The organism is Salegentibacter mishustinae, from assembly GCF_002900095.1.
Lineage (GTDB): Bacteria > Bacteroidota > Bacteroidia > Flavobacteriales > Flavobacteriaceae > Salegentibacter > Salegentibacter mishustinae.
The window spans coordinates 1-17,863 of sequence record NZ_LLKN01000001.1 but is presented as its reverse complement, the minus strand read 5'-3'; the positions used below and the strand labels follow the sequence as shown (position 1 = coordinate 17,863).

General features: G+C 34.8%; 23 protein-coding genes. 12 read left to right on the top strand and 11 right to left on the bottom strand.

What is annotated here, in order from left to right:
- Nucleotides 1-18 precede the first annotated feature (18 nt).
- The 12 genes from APB85_RS00110 to APB85_RS00055 all read left to right on the top strand — a co-directional run bounded on the left by APB85_RS00110 (nucleotide 19) and on the right by APB85_RS00055 (nucleotide 9,163).
- Nucleotides 19-795: a 3'-5' exonuclease gene (locus APB85_RS00110; RefSeq protein ID WP_057480131.1), complete on the top strand. Its 777-nt coding sequence runs from the start codon at nucleotides 19-21 to the stop codon at nucleotides 793-795.
- Nucleotides 796-801: 6 nt separating this feature from the next.
- Nucleotides 802-1,758: a carboxypeptidase-like regulatory domain-containing protein gene (locus APB85_RS00105; RefSeq protein ID WP_057480130.1), complete on the top strand. Its 957-nt coding sequence runs from the start codon at nucleotides 802-804 to the stop codon at nucleotides 1,756-1,758.
- Between the two features lie 10 nt (nucleotides 1,759-1,768).
- Nucleotides 1,769-2,383 (top strand): fumarylacetoacetate hydrolase family protein, encoded by a 615-nt coding sequence (locus tag APB85_RS00100; RefSeq protein ID WP_057480129.1) that lies wholly within the window; start codon nucleotides 1,769-1,771, stop codon nucleotides 2,381-2,383.
- A 4-nt stretch (nucleotides 2,384-2,387) separates the two neighbouring features.
- Nucleotides 2,388-2,729, top strand: coding sequence for an Hpt domain-containing protein (locus APB85_RS00095; protein ID WP_057480128.1), 342 nt, complete (start codon nucleotides 2,388-2,390; stop codon nucleotides 2,727-2,729).
- Complete coding sequence (locus tag APB85_RS00090) at nucleotides 2,726-3,988, top strand: competence/damage-inducible protein A (RefSeq protein WP_057480127.1); 1,263 nt, start codon at nucleotides 2,726-2,728, stop codon at nucleotides 3,986-3,988. The genes APB85_RS00095 and APB85_RS00090 overlap by 4 nt, the downstream gene beginning before the upstream one ends.
- A 278-nt stretch (nucleotides 3,989-4,266) precedes the next feature.
- Nucleotides 4,267-4,506: a 50S ribosomal protein L28 gene (gene rpmB / locus APB85_RS00085; RefSeq protein ID WP_057480126.1), complete on the top strand. Its 240-nt coding sequence runs from the start codon at nucleotides 4,267-4,269 to the stop codon at nucleotides 4,504-4,506.
- A 25-nt stretch (nucleotides 4,507-4,531) separates the two neighbouring features.
- Complete coding sequence (gene rpmG, locus APB85_RS00080) at nucleotides 4,532-4,714, top strand: 50S ribosomal protein L33 (RefSeq protein WP_057480125.1); 183 nt, start codon at nucleotides 4,532-4,534, stop codon at nucleotides 4,712-4,714.
- 6 nt (nucleotides 4,715-4,720) lie between these two features.
- Nucleotides 4,721-4,873, top strand: coding sequence for a DUF4295 domain-containing protein (locus tag APB85_RS00075; RefSeq protein ID WP_070054108.1), 153 nt, complete (start codon nucleotides 4,721-4,723; stop codon nucleotides 4,871-4,873).
- A 229-nt stretch (nucleotides 4,874-5,102) separates the two neighbouring features.
- Entirely contained in the window at nucleotides 5,103-6,056 is a 954-nt protein-coding gene (ftsY, locus tag APB85_RS00070; RefSeq protein ID WP_057480124.1) for a signal recognition particle-docking protein FtsY, read from the top strand.
- A 79-nt stretch (nucleotides 6,057-6,135) separates the two neighbouring features.
- Entirely contained in the window at nucleotides 6,136-7,758 is a 1,623-nt protein-coding gene (locus tag APB85_RS00065; protein ID WP_057480123.1) for an amidase family protein, read from the top strand.
- Nucleotides 7,759-8,040: a hypothetical protein gene (locus APB85_RS00060; RefSeq protein ID WP_057480122.1), complete on the top strand. Its 282-nt coding sequence runs from the start codon at nucleotides 7,759-7,761 to the stop codon at nucleotides 8,038-8,040.
- Between the two features lie 262 nt (nucleotides 8,041-8,302).
- Nucleotides 8,303-9,163 (top strand): aminotransferase class IV, encoded by an 861-nt coding sequence (locus APB85_RS00055; RefSeq protein ID WP_057480121.1) that lies wholly within the window; start codon nucleotides 8,303-8,305, stop codon nucleotides 9,161-9,163.
- Between the two features lie 61 nt (nucleotides 9,164-9,224).
- Here APB85_RS00055 and APB85_RS00050 read toward each other — a convergent pair whose 3' ends face one another.
- From APB85_RS00050 to APB85_RS00005, 11 genes are all read right to left on the bottom strand, one after another.
- Nucleotides 9,225-9,605, bottom strand: coding sequence for a hypothetical protein (locus APB85_RS00050; protein ID WP_057480120.1), 381 nt, complete (start codon nucleotides 9,603-9,605; stop codon nucleotides 9,225-9,227).
- Between the two features lie 111 nt (nucleotides 9,606-9,716).
- Entirely contained in the window at nucleotides 9,717-11,126 is a 1,410-nt protein-coding gene (locus APB85_RS00045) for an MltF family protein (protein ID WP_233432778.1), read from the bottom strand.
- 174 nt (nucleotides 11,127-11,300) lie between these two features.
- A complete protein-coding gene (locus tag APB85_RS00040) occupies nucleotides 11,301-12,143 on the bottom strand; it encodes an aldo/keto reductase (protein ID WP_057480118.1) in 843 nt (280 codons plus the stop codon).
- A gap of 419 nt (nucleotides 12,144-12,562) precedes the next feature.
- On the bottom strand, nucleotides 12,563-13,066 hold the full coding sequence (locus APB85_RS00035) for a YkgJ family cysteine cluster protein (RefSeq protein ID WP_057480116.1): 504 nt from the start codon (nucleotides 13,064-13,066) through the stop codon (nucleotides 12,563-12,565).
- Nucleotides 13,067-13,406: 340 nt separating this feature from the next.
- The gene (locus APB85_RS00030) at nucleotides 13,407-14,117 is read right to left on the bottom strand and encodes a receptor L domain-containing protein (protein ID WP_057480115.1); all 711 of its coding nucleotides are present in this window, start codon (nucleotides 14,115-14,117) and stop codon (nucleotides 13,407-13,409) included.
- 210 nt (nucleotides 14,118-14,327) lie between these two features.
- Nucleotides 14,328-14,993 (bottom strand): hypothetical protein, encoded by a 666-nt coding sequence (locus APB85_RS00025; RefSeq protein ID WP_057480114.1) that lies wholly within the window; start codon nucleotides 14,991-14,993, stop codon nucleotides 14,328-14,330.
- Nucleotides 14,994-15,160: 167 nt separating this feature from the next.
- Entirely contained in the window at nucleotides 15,161-15,793 is a 633-nt protein-coding gene (locus tag APB85_RS00020) for a hypothetical protein (protein WP_057480112.1), read from the bottom strand.
- Nucleotides 15,794-15,900: 107 nt separating this feature from the next.
- On the bottom strand, nucleotides 15,901-16,446 hold the full coding sequence (locus APB85_RS17450; protein WP_063870555.1) for a hypothetical protein: 546 nt from the start codon (nucleotides 16,444-16,446) through the stop codon (nucleotides 15,901-15,903).
- Nucleotides 16,447-16,631: 185 nt separating this feature from the next.
- On the bottom strand, nucleotides 16,632-16,883 hold the full coding sequence (locus APB85_RS17445) for a pepsin/retropepsin-like aspartic protease family protein (protein WP_063870554.1): 252 nt from the start codon (nucleotides 16,881-16,883) through the stop codon (nucleotides 16,632-16,634).
- Nucleotides 16,884-17,046: 163 nt separating this feature from the next.
- On the bottom strand, nucleotides 17,047-17,346 hold the full coding sequence (locus tag APB85_RS00010; protein WP_011709863.1) for a HigA family addiction module antitoxin: 300 nt from the start codon (nucleotides 17,344-17,346) through the stop codon (nucleotides 17,047-17,049).
- Nucleotides 17,347-17,364: 18 nt separating this feature from the next.
- On the bottom strand, nucleotides 17,365-17,646 hold the full coding sequence (locus APB85_RS00005; protein WP_057480111.1) for a type II toxin-antitoxin system RelE/ParE family toxin: 282 nt from the start codon (nucleotides 17,644-17,646) through the stop codon (nucleotides 17,365-17,367).
- Nucleotides 17,647-17,863 lie beyond the last annotated feature (217 nt).

Below are 17,863 nucleotides of genomic sequence, written 5' to 3'. Positions count from 1 at the left end.
CAAAATCAAGCTCCTTTTATGGAATTAAACTTAACCAAACCCATTTGTTTTTTTGACCTGGAAACTACAGGAACAAATGTAGCGAAAGACCGTATTGTAGAAATTGCCATCCTTAAAGTTTTTCCTAACGGAAACAAGGAAAGCAAAACCTGGCTGGTAAATCCTGAAATGCCAATTCCCAAAGAAGTTGTTGCTATTCACGGGATTTCAGATGAAAAAGTAGCTAATGAGCCTACTTTTAAAGAACTTTCTTCGCAGGTTCATGATATGATAAAAGGATGCGATCTTGGAGGCTATAATTCTAATCGTTTTGATATTCCTTTATTGGTAGAAGAACTTTTACGTGCCGGCGTAGATTTTGAAATGAAAAACGTGGTGGCAGTAGATGTGCAAACCATTTTTCATAAAAAAGAACAAAGAACTTTAGCAGCCGCTTACCAGTTTTACTGCGGAAAAGATCTAATAGACGCCCACAGTGCCGAAGCCGATACCACGGCTACTTACGAAGTTTTAAAATCTCAACTAGACCGTTATGAAGATTTGCAAAATGATATGAAATACCTGGCCGATTATTCTTCCAGGAAACGTTTTGCTGATTTCGCCGGATTTATTGCGTTCGATAAGAAAGGGGAAGAAGTTTTTGCTTTCGGAAAATTTAAAGGTAAAAATGTAGAAAAGGTGCTGGAAGACGAACCAGGTTATTATGGATGGATCCAGAATGCCGATTTCCCGCTGTACACTAAAAAAGTGCTTACCGCTATAAAGCTAAGAAAGCTTAATAATAAATTGTCCTAACAAGCAATGAAGCAAAGCTTTATCATACTGTTTTTGCTGTGCTACAATTTTTCTATAGCCCAGGAAAATCGTGTGGTAGGTCAGGTGGTAGATGCCGTTACTTCACAAGCCTTAGCCTATGTGAATATTGTTTTAGAAGAGCAACATAAAGGCACTTCTACAGATGCGCAGGGAAGATTTTCTTTTGTGATAAAAGGTGCAGATACTTCCGCTAGCTTAAAATTTAGTTACGTAGGTTTTAAAACCAGGAATATAAACCTCACCGATCTTAATAGCAGGGTTGTGAAATTGGAGCCAGCAGTAAACTCACTTTCTGAAGTTCAGTTATATAATATCACCGAAAATAATTCTGAAAAGATCAATGATTTTCGCGGAAGGGAAAGCATAGGTTTGGGGAATTTTAGCGGTGGGCAGTTTCCAAGTATGATAGCTCGCTACTACGCAAGACCCGAAAATTTTAAGGCAGGCTGCTTTTTGGAGGAGGTAGAGGTCCGGTTTTTTTCTGCCGATATAAAAACGAATAGGAAATCAAAGTTCAGGTTAAGAATATTAGAAGTTGGCGAAAACGGAAAACCAGGTAGAGATCTATTAACCTCGAATTTAATTATAGAACGCGGCGATAACCGTTTTAAAACTAAAATTCCAATGCTTAGGTATCGAATTCCTATACCAAAAGAAGGCTTTTTTGTAGCAGTAGAGCATTTGTTTATTGAAGAAAACAAGTATATTGAAGAAAAAGATTACCGTGTTTATAGGCAAACCGATACGCTTATTTACGAAGATTTTAAGGTAGTTAAATATTTGCCGGTGTTTAAAGGTGTGCTGGAAGAAGAGGATGAAAATTTCAATTCCTTTTTTAAGGATACTAATGGATGGAAAAAAATGAATAATTTAGATAATTCTCATTCGGTTTTTAAAGGAGGAGTTCCGGCGCCGGCTTTTAAAATAACCCTAACCGATTAATTATTGAAGCATGAAGATAATTTGTATAGGTAGAAATTACACCGATCATATTTCTGAATTACAGAACGAAAAACCTGAAGATCCGGTTATTTTTCTAAAACCTGATACTTCCATTTTATTAAAGAAACAACCTTTTTTTATACCAGATTTTTCTAAAGAAGTACATTATGAAGTAGAAGTTTTGGTAAAGATCAAAAAAGTAGGAAAACATATTCAGGAGAAATTTGCACATAAATATTATGATGAGATTGGCCTCGGAATAGATTTTACCGCGAGAGATCTTCAGCAAAAATTAAAAGAAAAAGGTTTGCCCTGGGAAAAGGCCAAAGCATTTGATGGCGCCGCGGTTATAGGCGAAAAATGGTTAGCTAAAGATTCGGTAGCCGATATAAATATGCTTAACTTTAGTTTAAAGAAGAACGGGGAAACCGTTCAAAAAAGCAACACAGAGCTGATGCTTTGGAAGATTGATGAACTAATTGCTTATGTTTCCCAATTTTTCACCTTAAAAATAGGCGATATTATATTTACAGGAACCCCGGCCGGAGTTGGCAAGGTTTCCGCAGAAGATAGATTAACAGGCTTTATAGAAGACAAACAAATATTTTCAATTCAAACAAAATAGCGATATGAGCAACTACAATTTAAGTGAAGTTAAAGAAATGGCCGGTGGTGACGATGATTTCATGAAGGTGGTGGTGCAAACTTTTTTAGAGGAAATTCCGCCAGATGTAGAGGCGATGAATGAAGCTATTTCTAACGATAACCCAACACTGGCTTACCAATACGCCCATAAAATGAAACCAAATTTGCAACTTTTTGGATTGGAGCTTATGGATGAGGTAAAAGTGATAGAATCCTGGGCAAAGGCCGGAAAGAAAAAAGACGATGTACCTGAAGCTGCTACTAAAATAACCAAAAAGGTAAATGTGGCGACTATTGCCCTTAAAAGAGATTTTGAGCTGGAATGAAAGCAGAAATAATTACCATTGGAGATGAAATCCTTATTGGGCAGATCGTAGATACCAATTCAGCTTTTATCGCGAAAGAACTTAATAAAATCGGGATCTCGGTAAAGCAAATTTCTACCGTAGAGGATGAGAGAAGTCATATCCTGGAAGCTTTAAATGAGGCTAAAGTTCGAGCCGATATCATAATCATTACCGGTGGATTGGGCCCTACCAAAGACGATATTACCAAAGATTGTTTGTGTGAATTTTTTGAGGATAAACTCGTGAATAACGAGGAGGTGCTCAAACATATCGAATTTCTCTTTGAGAAATATATAGATACTCCAATTTCAGATCTCAATAAAAAACAAGCCTTGTTGCCTTCAAAAGCCCTGGCCCTGATGAATAAATTTGGGACCGCACCCGGAATGTGGTTTGAAAGTGAAGGCAAAGCTTATGTGTCTCTGCCTGGCGTTCCTTTTGAGATGAAAGCTTTAATTGAAGATGAGGTAATACCAAGGCTTCAGCAAAATTTTAAGCGTCCGGTAATTCTGCATAAAACCGTATTAACCTACGGGATGGGAGAGAGCGCCATTGCTGAAAAAATTGAAGCCTGGGAAGATGGCTTGCCGCCTTACATCAGGTTGGCATATTTGCCAAATTTGGGGCGCGTTCGTTTGCGCTTAACCGCTAAAGGCGATAATGAAGAACATCTAAAAAACAGTGTAGAAAGTCTTATTAGTGATCTTCATAGTATTATTGGCGACATCATCGTAGGTTACGAAGATGATGAACCGGTAGAAATTCAAATTTCAAGATTACTCTTAAAGAATAAAGCAACTATTTCTACAGCCGAAAGTTGCACAGGAGGAAGACTGGGTAGTTTATTTGCTACCCCACCGGGGGCTTCCAATTATTACAAAGGCAGTGTGGTGAGTTATGCCACGAGTTCTAAAGTAGATGTGCTGAAAATAGATAAGAAGTTGATCGAAGAACATTCTGTAGTGAGCGAAGAAGTAGCTATGGCTATGGCTAAAAATGTTCGGGAGATCTTTAAAACCGATTATGCGATCTCTACCACTGGAAATGCCGGCCCGACCAAGGGCGATAGCGATGCCGATATTGGTACTGTATTTATAGGAATTGCAACGCCGGATAAAGTTTATGCTAAAAAATTCACCTTTGGGAATCATCGTGATAAAGTGATTGGGAAAGCGGTAAATAAGAGTATTGAATTGATTAGGGAAGAACTGTTTGAGCAGATTAAAACGCATCCATAAGAGCTTAATTTTTGGCTTAAAAGTTTAAATTTGCCTTCTGGAAGATTTGAAATTCAGAAGTTTAAATATTTCCGTATAAGCTTAGTAGCTAAAATTTAAACCAACCTTTATATTGAGATCCTTCTAACAGGACGTAAACAGCGAGTTTTTGGCTAAAAGATTGGATGGCCGGGAAAATTTCAACAACCTGGAATATTTTTTTAAATTAATATTGTTTGTTAGGTGAAAAAATCGTTAATTTGCAGCCTGTTTTGAAATAACGAGAAAAGAATAGAGCAATGTCAAGAGTTTGTGAACTTACTGGTAAAAGAGCAATGGTTGGGAACAATGTTTCTCACGCTATGAACAAAACCAAACGTAGATTTAATGCCAATTTGGTAAAGAAACGTTTTTTTATTCCTGAGGAAGATAAATGGGTCACTTTAAAGGTATCTACATCTGCACTTAAAGATATTAATAAAAAAGGCATCTCTGCCGTAATTAAAGAGGCTAGAGAAAAAGGATTTTTGAAAAAATAATCCTGAAGCATAAAAACACATTACAATGGCAAAGAAAGGAAACAGGGTACAGGTTATACTAGAGTGTACAGAGCATAAAGCTACCGGACAACCGGGAACTTCAAGATACATTACTACCAAGAATAAAAAGAATACGCCGGACAGGATGGAATTAAAGAAATTTAATCCAATCCTTAAGAAAATGACGGTTCATAAAGAGATAAAATAATAAGTTATGGCTAAGAAATCAGTAGCATCGATACAAACAGGGTCTAAGAGATTGACCAAAGCAATAAAAATGGTTAAATCTCCAAAGTCTGGTGCCTATACTTTTGTTGAACAAATTATGGCTCCGGAAGACGTGAACGACTTTTTGAAGAAAAAGTAATTCGAGCAAACTTCCTTGAAAACATTTACTAAGCCGTCTGGATAATCTCTGGACGGCTTTTTGTTTTTAATCGATAATCGAGATTTAAATATTCCTGGATTTATCTCGAAATTGTAAATTAGTCTTCTTAATGCTTTGTGGGCTGGCCTCGAAGTAATTTACGTATATTTACAACGAAAAATTTCGGAAGCTTGTTTCCGGAATTTGTTGATTTTAAACCTTCCAAAAAATGAGTTTATTTAAAAAGATATTTTCAAAAGACAAAAAGGAAAACCTGGATAAAGGGCTGGAGAAATCCAAGACCAGCTTTATGTCTAAGATGAGTAAGGCTGTAGCCGGAAAATCTAAAGTAGATGAAGAGGTTTTAGATGATCTAGAAGATGTACTAATTAGTAGTGATCTTGGCGTGGCTACCACTATTAAAGTGATTAATAGAATTGAAGAACGCGTGGCTCGCGATAAATACCTGGGCACCGAGGAGCTTAACAAAATACTTCGCGAAGAGATTGCCGGGTTGCTTTCAGAAACCGAAACCGGGGAAGCCGCAAATATCCAGTTGCCAGATGTAAAACCATACGTAATTATGGTAGTTGGTGTAAATGGCGTAGGAAAAACCACGACCATTGGGAAACTTGCACATCAATTTAAAAGTGCCGGTAAAAAAGTAGTTTTAGGAGCTGCCGATACCTTTAGAGCAGCTGCCATAGACCAGTTGCAAATTTGGGCCGATAGAACCGATGTGCCAATAGTACGTCAAAAAATGGGAAGCGATCCGGCTTCCGTTGCTTTTGATACGGTGCAAAGTGCCGTAAAACAAGATGCCGATGTTGTGCTAATCGATACCGCCGGCAGGTTGCATAATAAGGTGAATTTAATGAACGAGCTCTCCAAGGTAAAACGTGTAATGCAAAAGGTGATTCCTAATGCGCCTCACGAAGTTTTATTGGTTTTAGATGGTTCTACAGGACAGAATGCTTTTGAGCAGGCAAAACAATTTACAGCGGCTACAGAAGTGACTTCACTGGCTGTTACAAAACTGGATGGAACGGCAAAAGGCGGTGTGGTAATTGGCATTAGCGACCAATTTCAAATTCCTGTGAAATATATTGGAGTAGGCGAAGGCATTGAAGACTTGCAGGTTTTTAATAAATATGAATTTGTAGATTCTTTCTTTAAACAATAAACCAGTTTGATGCTGGGAACAAATAATTTGATTTGCTATAAGTAGCGAATTACTTTATTCCGTTTGAAATTATAATTAGATGAAAAAACTTTTACTCCTTCTTTTACTTCCGGCTTTAATTTCCTGCGGAAACGATCAAAAATCTAAAGAAGATCTCGAAAATAATCGTGAAACAGATTCGCTAGAGACTGAAAAGGAAATGGAATTTAAAGTTTTAGATTCCAGGAATATTTCCCAGGATTCTTTATGGGCACCTTTTAAAAGCGACTTAGCTCAATTTTCTGAAGAAAAATATAATGAGCTGAAACCGCTTATTTTTGATATAAATATCCCCGAAATCCAAACGGCTATTAAGAATGGAGAACTTACTTATAAAGAACTTTCCCTTTTTTATCTCTATAGAATTCAGCAATTTGACCGTGAAAATGAGCTTTCTTTAAATTCGGTGATTTCTTTAAACCCTAATTTACTTGAAGAGGCAGAGAAAAAGGATGAGGAACTCAAAAATGCTGCAGAAAATCATCCTATTTTTGGAATTCCGGTTTTGCTTAAAGATAATATCAATACAGAAAATATGGCGACTACCGCCGGGGCTATGGCTTTGGAAAACAACCAAACCGAAGATGCTTTTATCGTTCAGCAATTAAAAGATAATGGTGCGCTAATCCTTGGGAAAGCCAATCTAAGCGAATGGGCATATTTCTTTTGCAATGATTGCCCAAGCGGATATTCTGCAGTTGGTGGGCAGACTTTAAATCCTTACGGTAGAAAGATTTTTGATACCGGTGGATCAAGTTCGGGTAGCGCGGTTGCTGTGGCTGCTAATTTGGCTCCTGTAGCGGTAGGATCAGAAACTTCCGGGTCTATTCTTTCACCTTCAAGTCAAAACTCTGTGGTAGGTTTAAAACCTACTATCGGTAATTTAAGTCGGGGTGGGATTGTTCCTATTTCAAGTTACCTCGATACGCCCGGGCCAATCACAAAATCTGTGATAGACAATGCGATCTTGTATTCAGCGATGATTGGTGAAGATAAAAAAGATGCTGCTTCAGTAGAAGTGAAAAACGCTGATTTTAATCTTGAAAATCAAAACCTGGAAGGAAAACGCTTTGGCGCTTTTAAAGAATTAATGGAAGATTCTCTTTATAATCGTGCAGTGCAGGATTTAAAAGATTTAGGAGCTGAAATTGTAGAATTTGAAGCTGCAGAAGTGGAGATGGATAATTTTCTTCGCTTATTAAGCCTGGATATGAAAAAAGATCTGCCTGAATATTTTGAAAAATATGGTGGTGAAACCGGTTTTTCTTCCGTAGAAGATATTGTGAAATTCAATAATGAAGATTCCATTGCAAGAATGCCTTACGGCCAGTCTTTATTCACCGGAATCATAGAAGATTCTGCAGATAATGCTACTTTGGATTCCATAAAAAGTGATCTAAGCGCAAAGGGTAAAAAGTATTTTGATGCTCCCATGAAGGAGCACAATTTAGATGGAATTTTATCCATCAATAATTATCACGCCGGTTTTGCAGCGGTAGCTCATTATCCTGCTATTACTGTTCCCATGGGTTATGACCAAGAGGGTGCCCCAAAAGGCCTGACATTCTTTACAAAAACATCTCAAGAAGATAAACTATACCAATGGGCATTAGCTTTCGAACAGACTACTAATCGCAGGAGATCTCCAGAAAATTACGAGTAAATGAAGCAACGAAATTTAAAAGCGCTAATAAGTAAGATCATTTTATTTTACAGTATTTTTTATGGTGCCATGAAGATCATTGCGGTGTTATTTAGTGATGCCTGGCCCTTGCCAAATCTTATTATGGCTATTCCTTTTGTGGTCTTTGCGGTAATAGGCGGGATTATGCTAAAAAGAGATACCTACTCCTGGATTTATGTGGCCGCCGGTGTAATTGTGATAAGTATTGTGCGTTATTACGAAATACAATGGTTGCAGCAGCTGCACCAGTATTTTAGTTAAAATAAAGGTTTACAAAACAAAACGTCCCAAACATTTAATGGCCTATCGAAAATTTATCGTAAAATTTGAAGCGAAAGCACCGTAAAATTTTAGGCTGTTTGAGCCGAACGTCTTTTTCTTTCCAGTTGAATTATAGAGGCGAGTTCCTAAAATTTAGGTGTCGAGCGCAAAATTTAGATAAAGTTTCGTAAGCCTAGATTTTTTTGCTTCGTTTTTTCATCGATGGAAAAATGAAGAGTATTAATATTAGTTTAAAGATGTTATGAAACTTGAAAAGAAGTATCCTTCGGAAGTTTATTTAAACGGAAAATGGCTAAAACCGGATGAAGCTTATGTTTCAGTTTTTGACCGGGCGTTTATGTTTGGTGATGGTGTTTATGAAGTTACACCATTTTATAAAGGCAAAGCATTTAAATTGAAAGAACACCTTAAACGCCTTCAATATTCCCTGGACCAAATACAGGTAACTTTTGATGCGTTTTCGTTAGAAAATTTGATGTATGAAGCCTTAGACCGCCTTAATCTAAATGAAACAGATGCTGCGGTTTATATCCAAGTAAGTAGGGGAGCTGCAGCCAGAAGTCATTTTATTCCCGAAAAGATTGAAACCAGCATTTTACTGTATGCTTTTCCCGTGGCTTTGGAAGGTTTTGAAAATAAGACCTGGGAAGTTATGGCTACTGAAGATAAGCGCTGGCATCGTTGTGATATTAAATCGACAGCGCTTCTGGCGAATGTGATGGCCAACGAAGAAGCTATTGCTGCCGGTTTTGCTGAAAACCTGCTGGTGCGCAAAGGATATTTTACCGAAGGTTCACACTCCAGCCTGTTTTTTGTAAAATACGGTGTGCTGCATACTCATCCCGAAGGTCCCGAGATTCTCTCTGGCGTTACTCGTGCAGAAGTGATTAATATTTGTGCCGACTTAAACATAAAGGTGGTTGAGAAGGCCGTGCATATTGATGAACTGGTAGAAGTAGATGAAATTTTTGTCACCGGCACCACCACGCAAATAATTCCTATAAGCTCTATTACCCACAAGAATAAAAAAGTCTATACTGCCAGAAAAGACAGCATTACCAGGAAATTACAAAAGGTTTTTATTGAGAGGACAAGGAAATAGGTTTTTGAAAATATATTAAATAAGAATTATAAAACCCTTGCGTTTTTATCTGATTTTAGGATTATTGGCCTGTGCTTTTGTTTTGAATTTCGAAATTAATTCTAATAATTCTCGTAACTGAAGTTTTATCTAAGCCTATCGTATAGGTAGTTAATGAAATTTCAACAAAATCAGTTCCGGTAAAATCAGCTTGCGTTTTATAATTATAGATAAAACCTCCAGTTGCAGGATCTTGTTGAAGATTACTTAATTCAAAACTTTCAGCCTGCCTGGTAATACTATATCCGGATTCATCACCAGGAAACTCAAATTCATACTCGTAAGTTTCATCCTGTGAAATAACTACATTTTTTTCAGTTACTGGGATATCCGCATTATCATCATCTTTTGAACAGGCAATAAAAATAATAGAAATAAGGACTAGTATTATTTTTTTCATCATTATGGTTTATAAGTAGATGCATTATTTTGTAAAAGGTTGCGTTTAAAATTGATTAATTATATTATCAATTAAAAATGCTAAAAACAGTGGCGTAACCTTTTAAAGTAGAGCTTATTCTTCAATAAATTTTTTATAATGCTCGTAGCGTAAAAATATATCCCTTACATAGTTGTATGGTTCTCTTCCTCGAACAAAACCGTGTCTAACCACATCATCCAGGTAGTATTTCCTGTCTTTTAATTTCAGTATATATTCTTCTACATTTTCGTCCCATATATTGGGATTTTTACCATGTTTTTCAGCTAGACGCATAGCATCGTATACATGACCTGCACCACAGTTGAAAGCGGCTAGTGTAAATTTTACTTTTTGAATAGAATCTTCAACAGCTTCAAAATTATCGCGCATCCTGTCTAAATACTTTACGCCTCCTCTTATATTTTGTTCTGGATTGTAATTGTTATTCACACCAACTTCTTTTGCCGTTGCCGGCATTAGTTGTATTAAGCCGGTTGCACCTGCCCAGGATTCTGCTGTAGGATCAAATCTGGATTCCTGGTAAACCTGGGAAGAAAGGAAGCGCCAGTCCCATCCTAATTTAGAAGCATTTTCTTTAATAATATCGTCGTATTTACTAATCTTATTGCTGTTTTTACTGTAAAAATCGCTTTTAATCCTACTCCTGTTAGACCTGGTATTTTTAAAATATTTATTATAAATCACATAATAATCGTCTGATTTTTTCTCTTTGTTTATCCACTTATTTATCGCCTTGAGTAATTCTGGAGAATTCTGTCTTACTGCCCATGCTATACGTTGAGAAAACGAAACACGGGTATCAATATTTAGAATAGGGTAGTAGGTTTTGTTGATAGATGCAATATTGTAATCAGCAACTGTTCTCTCGATTTCGCCATCCACTACCATTTTAATTATTTCATCTGTAGTGACATTTCCGTTAATATGCGCTACCGGAATGTCGGCACCAATCTCATTTTCTAAGTTTTTAATTCTTTCAGCATAAGATGAATTTTCCCTAACCCAAACGGTATCGTTGCTTAATTCTAGCGTGTTTGAAATTAGTTGTTTATCTATCTTATAGCCGGGTAGGGAGCGCCAGTTATCGGGCATTCGTTGTACTAAAGCCTGGTGGGTTACGTAATGATTTTCTGTAAAACTCACCAGCTTTTTTCTGGGTTCGGTTATGGTTAAACCATATGCAATTAAGTCACCCTTACCATTGTTCAGCATATCAAATAGATCATCAATATCTTCGGCAATGGTGATTTTCAGCTTTAAACCTAAGTTTTTGGCGAGGCGCGATAGCAACTCATACTCGAAGCCCATAGGGACTCCTTTATATAAAAAATAGCTTGTAGAATTGTAGATGGTTATCGCGTGTAAAACGCCATCTTCTTTTATGGCTTCAAGATCTTTAGAAACCTTATAAGGTTTAGCTTCACGTTTGCTTCCAAATACTGCGTCAGCAGAATCTCTATCTCCTTTGGAGCAACCTAACAAAATTATTAGAAATACAATAAAAAAAGCACACTTCTTTAAGATCATAGCCTTCAAAATACGAAGAAATAAGCAGGCTACGTAAAGAGATGTTAAATAATTAAATTTTTGACACTTGTTTAAGCGCTATAAATTTCCTCGTATTTCAAAAGACTTCGTTTGTAGTTAAAGCACTTTTTAAACTTTATCTGGCCAAATGTTAGGTAGTTCTCCACTGAAACCCATTTTTGGAAGATGATCTATTTTTTCCATTTCGGCCGATGTTAGTTCAAAATCGAATAGTTCTATATTTTCCTGAATTCTTTCTGGGTTTGTAGATTTTGGGATGGCTATTACCTCGTGTTGTATTATCCATCGTAAACAAACTTGTGATACCGATTTATTATGAGCTTTTGCGATTTCTTCCAAAACTTCATTTTCAAATACTTTTCCTCTGGCTAAAGGAGACCATGCCTCCAGGGTTATATTTTGTTTTTTACAGTATGAAACTAATTCCTGTTGCCAATATCCAGGATGAAATTCTATTTGATTAACAGCAGGAATAACTTTGGCAGTTTCAAATAAAGCCTCCAGATGCTCCTGAAAAAAATTGCTAACTCCTATAGATTTTATTTTGCCTTCAGCTTGTAATTCTTCCATTGCTCTCCAGGTATCAGCATTGGTTTTTTGCCAATTATCATAATTTTTAGCATTGGCAGGCCAGTGAATTAAATAGAGATCAATGTATTCCAGGTCAAGCCTGGTTAGAGATTTTTCAAATTCTTTTTTGGTTGATTCATAACCTAAATTTTCACGCCATAATTTAGTAGTTACAAAAATGTCTTCTCTTGAAGCTCCGCTGGCTTTTATCCCCTTTCCAACAGTCTCTTCATTTCCATAAACTGCAGCAGTATCTATTAGCGAATAGCCATTGGAAATAGCGGTAGAGACTGCTTCAATTCCTTCCTGGCCTTCAGATTTATAAGTTCCAAAGCCTACTGTTGGTAATTTTTGTCCATCATTTAAGATTAATTTCTTCATAATTCTTTCTTTAAATTCTTAAATCAGGTTTGTGTTATTCTCCTGTTATATAGCGTAGTTTTAAAAGAGATTTATAATGGTTAGCTAAATGAAGTCGGTCAACTACGCAGCGAGGGCTTAAATTGAAGTAATAAAAATTTTCACCCTAATCAAAGTTAATTTTTACAGTAAACTCTATCAATAAAATTAAGAATAATAACTTTTCATTAAGTTTAATTTGCGACAGTGATTGGTTACGAAAGTATGGACTTATGTGAGTTTTTGCGTGGAATGGTTGGTTAGTCAGGAATTTAGTTTTAGTATCGATCAAAAAAACTATTTTTACTAGTTAAAAGGAATAACCAGGGGTTGAAACATTTACACATTTCAAAGTGTTGTGCACTATATCTATTTTAAAAGCTTTTTTCCTGTAGTATTTGTTAAAATGCAACACCAAAACTCTTTGATAACAATTTTTCAAGTTCGCTGAGCTTTAATTTTAATTCCTGATGGCTTTCTGATAAGAATAATTCTGACTTATCTTTCCGGAATAACTTTTTCAATTCGAGCATTTTAAAGTGGAATGATTTGGATTGTAGCTCAATTTGTAATATTGCTACTTGTTTTTCAATAGCTATCTTTTTTTGTTTTACTATATCAATCACTTCAGTGGCCTTATCAAAAGTCAACTCCTTTTTTTCGACAGATTTCAAAACTCCACACTCAAAATTTCTACAGGCCTTTGGTCTTTGAGAATAAATATTACAACCATTGCAGCCAAGTTCATTACAGGGTAGAAAAAACATTCCATTTTCACCCGTTTGTTCAATTTCCATCATCTTCCTTACTGGTGAGAGTTCTTCACTTTCCAGCTGTACAAAACCAATTAAAGTACCATCACAACAGAGACCACAAGACAAACAGATATTTGTTGGGTCACTCATGTTTCCTGATTTTTAAGCGGTCTAATATAAATTCCTTTTTCATATCCGGCTAATGTAGTTTAAACCTAGCCGTTTTTGCATAAATAATTTCCGTATTTGTTTTTAATTGAAATTCTTTAATGCTCTGGCTGTAGGATAGGAAAGTAAGGAACCGCACTTATTGGCTTACCAGATTTGTTGGTCAAGTTAATTATTTACTTATTAATGGTGGCCGTTTATTAGCGATAAACCGTTATTATTGTAAATAATTTTTCTTATCAGAGAAACTCTAATCTTCTGTAGATGCTGTTAATATAGAAGATCACACGATTTTTCAATTTCTTCAATAGGTAAGCTTATTTTAATTTTTACAAACTCCTGAAATAATTTCCTCAGGAGTAGGGTTGTATAAATTTTTGTCTATTGTCCATTCCATATCCTCTTCTTCTCTATTTTGGTAGGCATTCTTCATACCACATAAATCTGATAAAGATTCATTATTATAAACCGAACCATAATAAATAGCTTTCTTTATAGCTTCCATCCCGGAAAGAGAAGTCAAGGATTTGTTACCTTGGATATAAAATGTGTGAACAGAACTTACTTCGCTCAAACCTTTTAAGTTTTCCAGGTTATCATTATAAGATAAGTTGAAATTAGCATCGATATATTTTAGACTTTCTAAACCTTCTAGGTTACTTAGTTGGTGATTATTATTAATATGTAAATCCATATTAATTGTATCGAGATTATGTAGACCTTTTAAGTTCTCTGCAGTTGTTTTAAGAATATAGATACTTCCTTCCACTTTCCTTAAAGTTTCCAATGAACTTAGATCTGATATATCTGTATTGTCACTTCCGATATAAAGTTCTCCTGTTATCACTGTATATTCTTCTGCCCCAAAATTCTCTACGTCTATTTGAGTTTCCAAAGAAACTTCTCCTTCATATATTTTCTCCTCAACAGGAGTAGGTTCAGGTGTAGGTTCAGGCGATGGAGAATTACCATCGTCTTTTTGACACGAAATTCCACTAATAAATAACAGTAATAATAAAAATAATTTTTTCAATTGGATTAGGTTTTAGGTTAGTCCGCAAATAAAACTAAATAAGCCGAAATCTTAAAATAATTTTTTGTTTTAGAACACAATAAGCATCCCATTTGGTGGAGTAGCGAACGCGGATTTGTCGGATTAGTATTGATTTGTTGGTCAGGTTAATTATACTTACTAATGGTGCGGCTATTCGCAATGAGCCGCTGTAATGAACTGTTTGCCTTCTTAAAATTTTGTCATATCAAGATCTTCAAAACTTTTAATATCAGATAATTTTATTAAATCATCTATTTTTATATCGTAAGAGATTATTTCAAAGATTTCTTCCTCAGCTTCAGGATCTTTAGTTATGTTTTCCGATAGTGTTTTTTCCTTTTTAATGAAATCTATTTTAGACTGATAAAGCACTTTTGGACCGTGATTTTCACTTGATTCATATCCTATTAATTTGAAATCGGATTCCAAATATTTAAAAATATATTCCCAATATCCGTATCTACCGTGGCCGTAATGAATTTTCAATTTTTCATCTTCAATATTTATGCATAGTTCTGGAGGCATATAGACTCCACCATCTTCATTTTCGGATAAAAAACAGTCTTTATTTAAAACTACTTTTTCATAGTTATCCTCCTTACCTAGAATTACGATAATTCCTCTTCTATTTCGATCAACAATATCTCCAAACCTGTTTTTTATAATATTTTCTTGTTTGGTGTCTTTTATAATTAATACAATATCTTCCCTGTTATCATTATTTAAGTCACCTTTATATTTTTCAAACAATTTATATCCATTTGGAATATATTCTAAAGGTGTTTTCCTTTGCGCTATACTTAAATGAATAACGAAAATTGATATTATAAAAGTTAAAAAAAGTGATCTATTCATTTTAAGATTTTCATTGTGCAAATTGCTCGCAACGATCCCATTTATCGCCAGTTGGTGGGGTAGTGGGCGCGGATTAGTAGTTACCGTATTAGTCTATTGGTCAGGTTAATCATTTTCTTTCTAATGCTGCCGGCTATTGGCGATGAGCCCTTGTTGTGATGCAGATGTTATTCGATTTTCTTACCTACTATTTCGTAAGGTTTTCTAGGCATTCCATAAAGTATCATTTTATCATTAGAAACCTCTTTTATTGGAAAAATTGTTTTTCTTTTCCCAGATTGTAAAATTGAAATGAAATAAGTTGAATCAATTTTCTCAAGACGAATTTTCGACAATTCATCTTTTTCCATAATCCTCATGACCTGCGGACTTCCTAATTCCTTATTAAATATAACTTTGAACTTCTCATCATTCCAATTAAACTTAAAAGATAAGTTTTGAATTTCTTCTGGTGATAATGTTGTCTTAGTTTTTTTTAATCTTACATATTCTGTTTCGTTCAATGAATTTTTATCCTTTTCCTGACTTTTTATTTTAATTCTATCTTCATTTATAAACTCAACAATATCAGTCTGTGTTTGATTTACTATGAGCTTGTTATTTTCAATTTTTATTGGAATTGAAGATTGAAATTGATCAAATGAAAAGTATTTCAATGAATCGGAATTTATTTCTAAGATTAAATTTTCTGGAATAATATAAGTATCACCTTCTTTGGTCATCATCCATTTTCCATCCAATGCTTGTGCAGAACTTGAAACCACAATTAAGTAAAATGTTATTATAGTTAGTATTTTCATATCTGCTCAATGGTTTTAATTAAGGGAAGTAGCCTGTAGGGAAGAGCTAGCTTGCTGGTGTAACCAGGTTTAATTTAGATTTCTAAAATATAGAATTTAAGTCAAACCTAGCTATTTTCTTTAACCGATTTTGTGCGTAGGCCGTTTACTAAGGATTCGTTGGTTTGTTCATTTTTTATCAACTTTATTTTTTTACTATTCCAATTTAGAATAATACGGTAATTTTTTAAAAAATCTGAACCAAACCTCTTTTCTAAATACTGCTCTGCATAAACTTTTACATTTTCTAAAGTTGAATTTCCAAATTCTATTTCTTCAATAATTCCGATATAAGATTCCCTGGTTGTGTTTTTTGCTCCGTAAATTCCAGTAACACCTTTTGTATTTGATTTTTTAAAATCTACAATTGCACCATTTTCTGTTTGCTTTTTAAATTCTGAAAATGGTACCACTATACCTCCGTTATATCCTAAATCAACGGTGAAATTCCAGACTTTCTTTTCATTCAGTTTACAAGCAATAGAGGGTATTCCTGCCACGCCGATAAACAACTTGTTTTCAATTATATTTTCAGGTATATCTAGTTTTGATTCATTATCAGTTATCGTAATTTGTTGTTTTCTGAAATCAATATCCCAAATGGCGTGTTGCATTAAATTAGCGCCTATAAATCCGTGAATATTTAAAGAAGACCATACTGATACAGAGTTGAAATCATTTATTAAAGCGGTTGTTCCAGAAAAATCTACGTTTCCAATTTTAACTGTCTCCAGTTTTGTATACTTATTTTTTATTTTCTCATTATAAACATCCCCTGCATTTGCAGAATCAATAGCCTTTAAATTAAACTTTCAGCAAGTTCTGTTGATACAAGGTTTGGAGAACCTGTGTCTAAAAGAAAGTCATAACTCTTATTTTCTATTTCTACAGGTACAATTATAAATCCATTTTTAATTTCGAATGGGAAGGTGACTTTATAGTTCTCCTGTACCGTTTCTCCTTCTTTAAGATGCTTTATAGCTTTATTAAGAGAACAGCTATTTAGTAGAATAAGTGTTATAAAATAAGTAAGTATTTTGGCTATTTTCATTTTTAAATTTTGTGATAATTTTTTTGACGGTTTACGCTCAACGGTTACGGTTTTGGATAAGTAGCGGGAATAAGGCCGCGGTTTTGTTGGCTTACCGTTTTACTTTATTGGTTTTCTAAATTATACTTTTTCCAGGATACCTGTTATTTGCGATGAACCGATGTTAAGCTGCGTTATTTTCTAACGGTTTTATGTTATTGAATTCTTTCTCCTTTAAAGATTTTTCTTCTTCTAAATCATAATCATCTTGTAATCCCAGCCAAAATTTTGCTGTGGTTCCAAAATATTTTGAAAGTCGAAGAGCGGTGTCAGCAGTTATTCTTCTTTTCTTTTTTATGATTTCACTTATTCGTGTCTGCGGAATAAAAGTTTCTTTAGAAAGTCGATATGCAGTAATTTCCATTGGATCTAAAAATTCTTCTTTCAAGATTTCTCCAGGATGTATATTTTCTAACTTTTTCATTTTTTTATCTTTTTGAAATTAATGGTAATCAACAATTTGAACTTCGAAAGCATTGTCATTTTCCCATTTAAATATTATTCTCCATTGCTTATTAATTCTTATGCTATGAAAACCTTCTAAATTCCCGCTCAACTTTTCTAAATGATTCGCTGGAGGAATTCTTAAGTCACTTATATTTTGAGCATTATTCATCATTCTCAGTTTTCTTCTTGCTACATTTTGAATATTAGCAGGAAGCTTTCTTGATTGGGTTCCATTCCAAATTTTGTCAGCTTCTTTGTCTGCAAATGATTTTATCACAAATAATTTTGTTTTGCGTTACTAACGTCAAAGATAAGTAAAAAATAGAAGTTCCCAACACAAAAAAATTATGCTGCCTAACGGTCTCGATTCGTATGTTAGCTTTATCGAGGTAATTTAGCTAAAAATAGGAATTAATAATTAAACCAATGGAAGGGATAATGAGGTTTCGGTAGATACATTTTATTTAATGATATCGTGCGATAGAAATTCCACC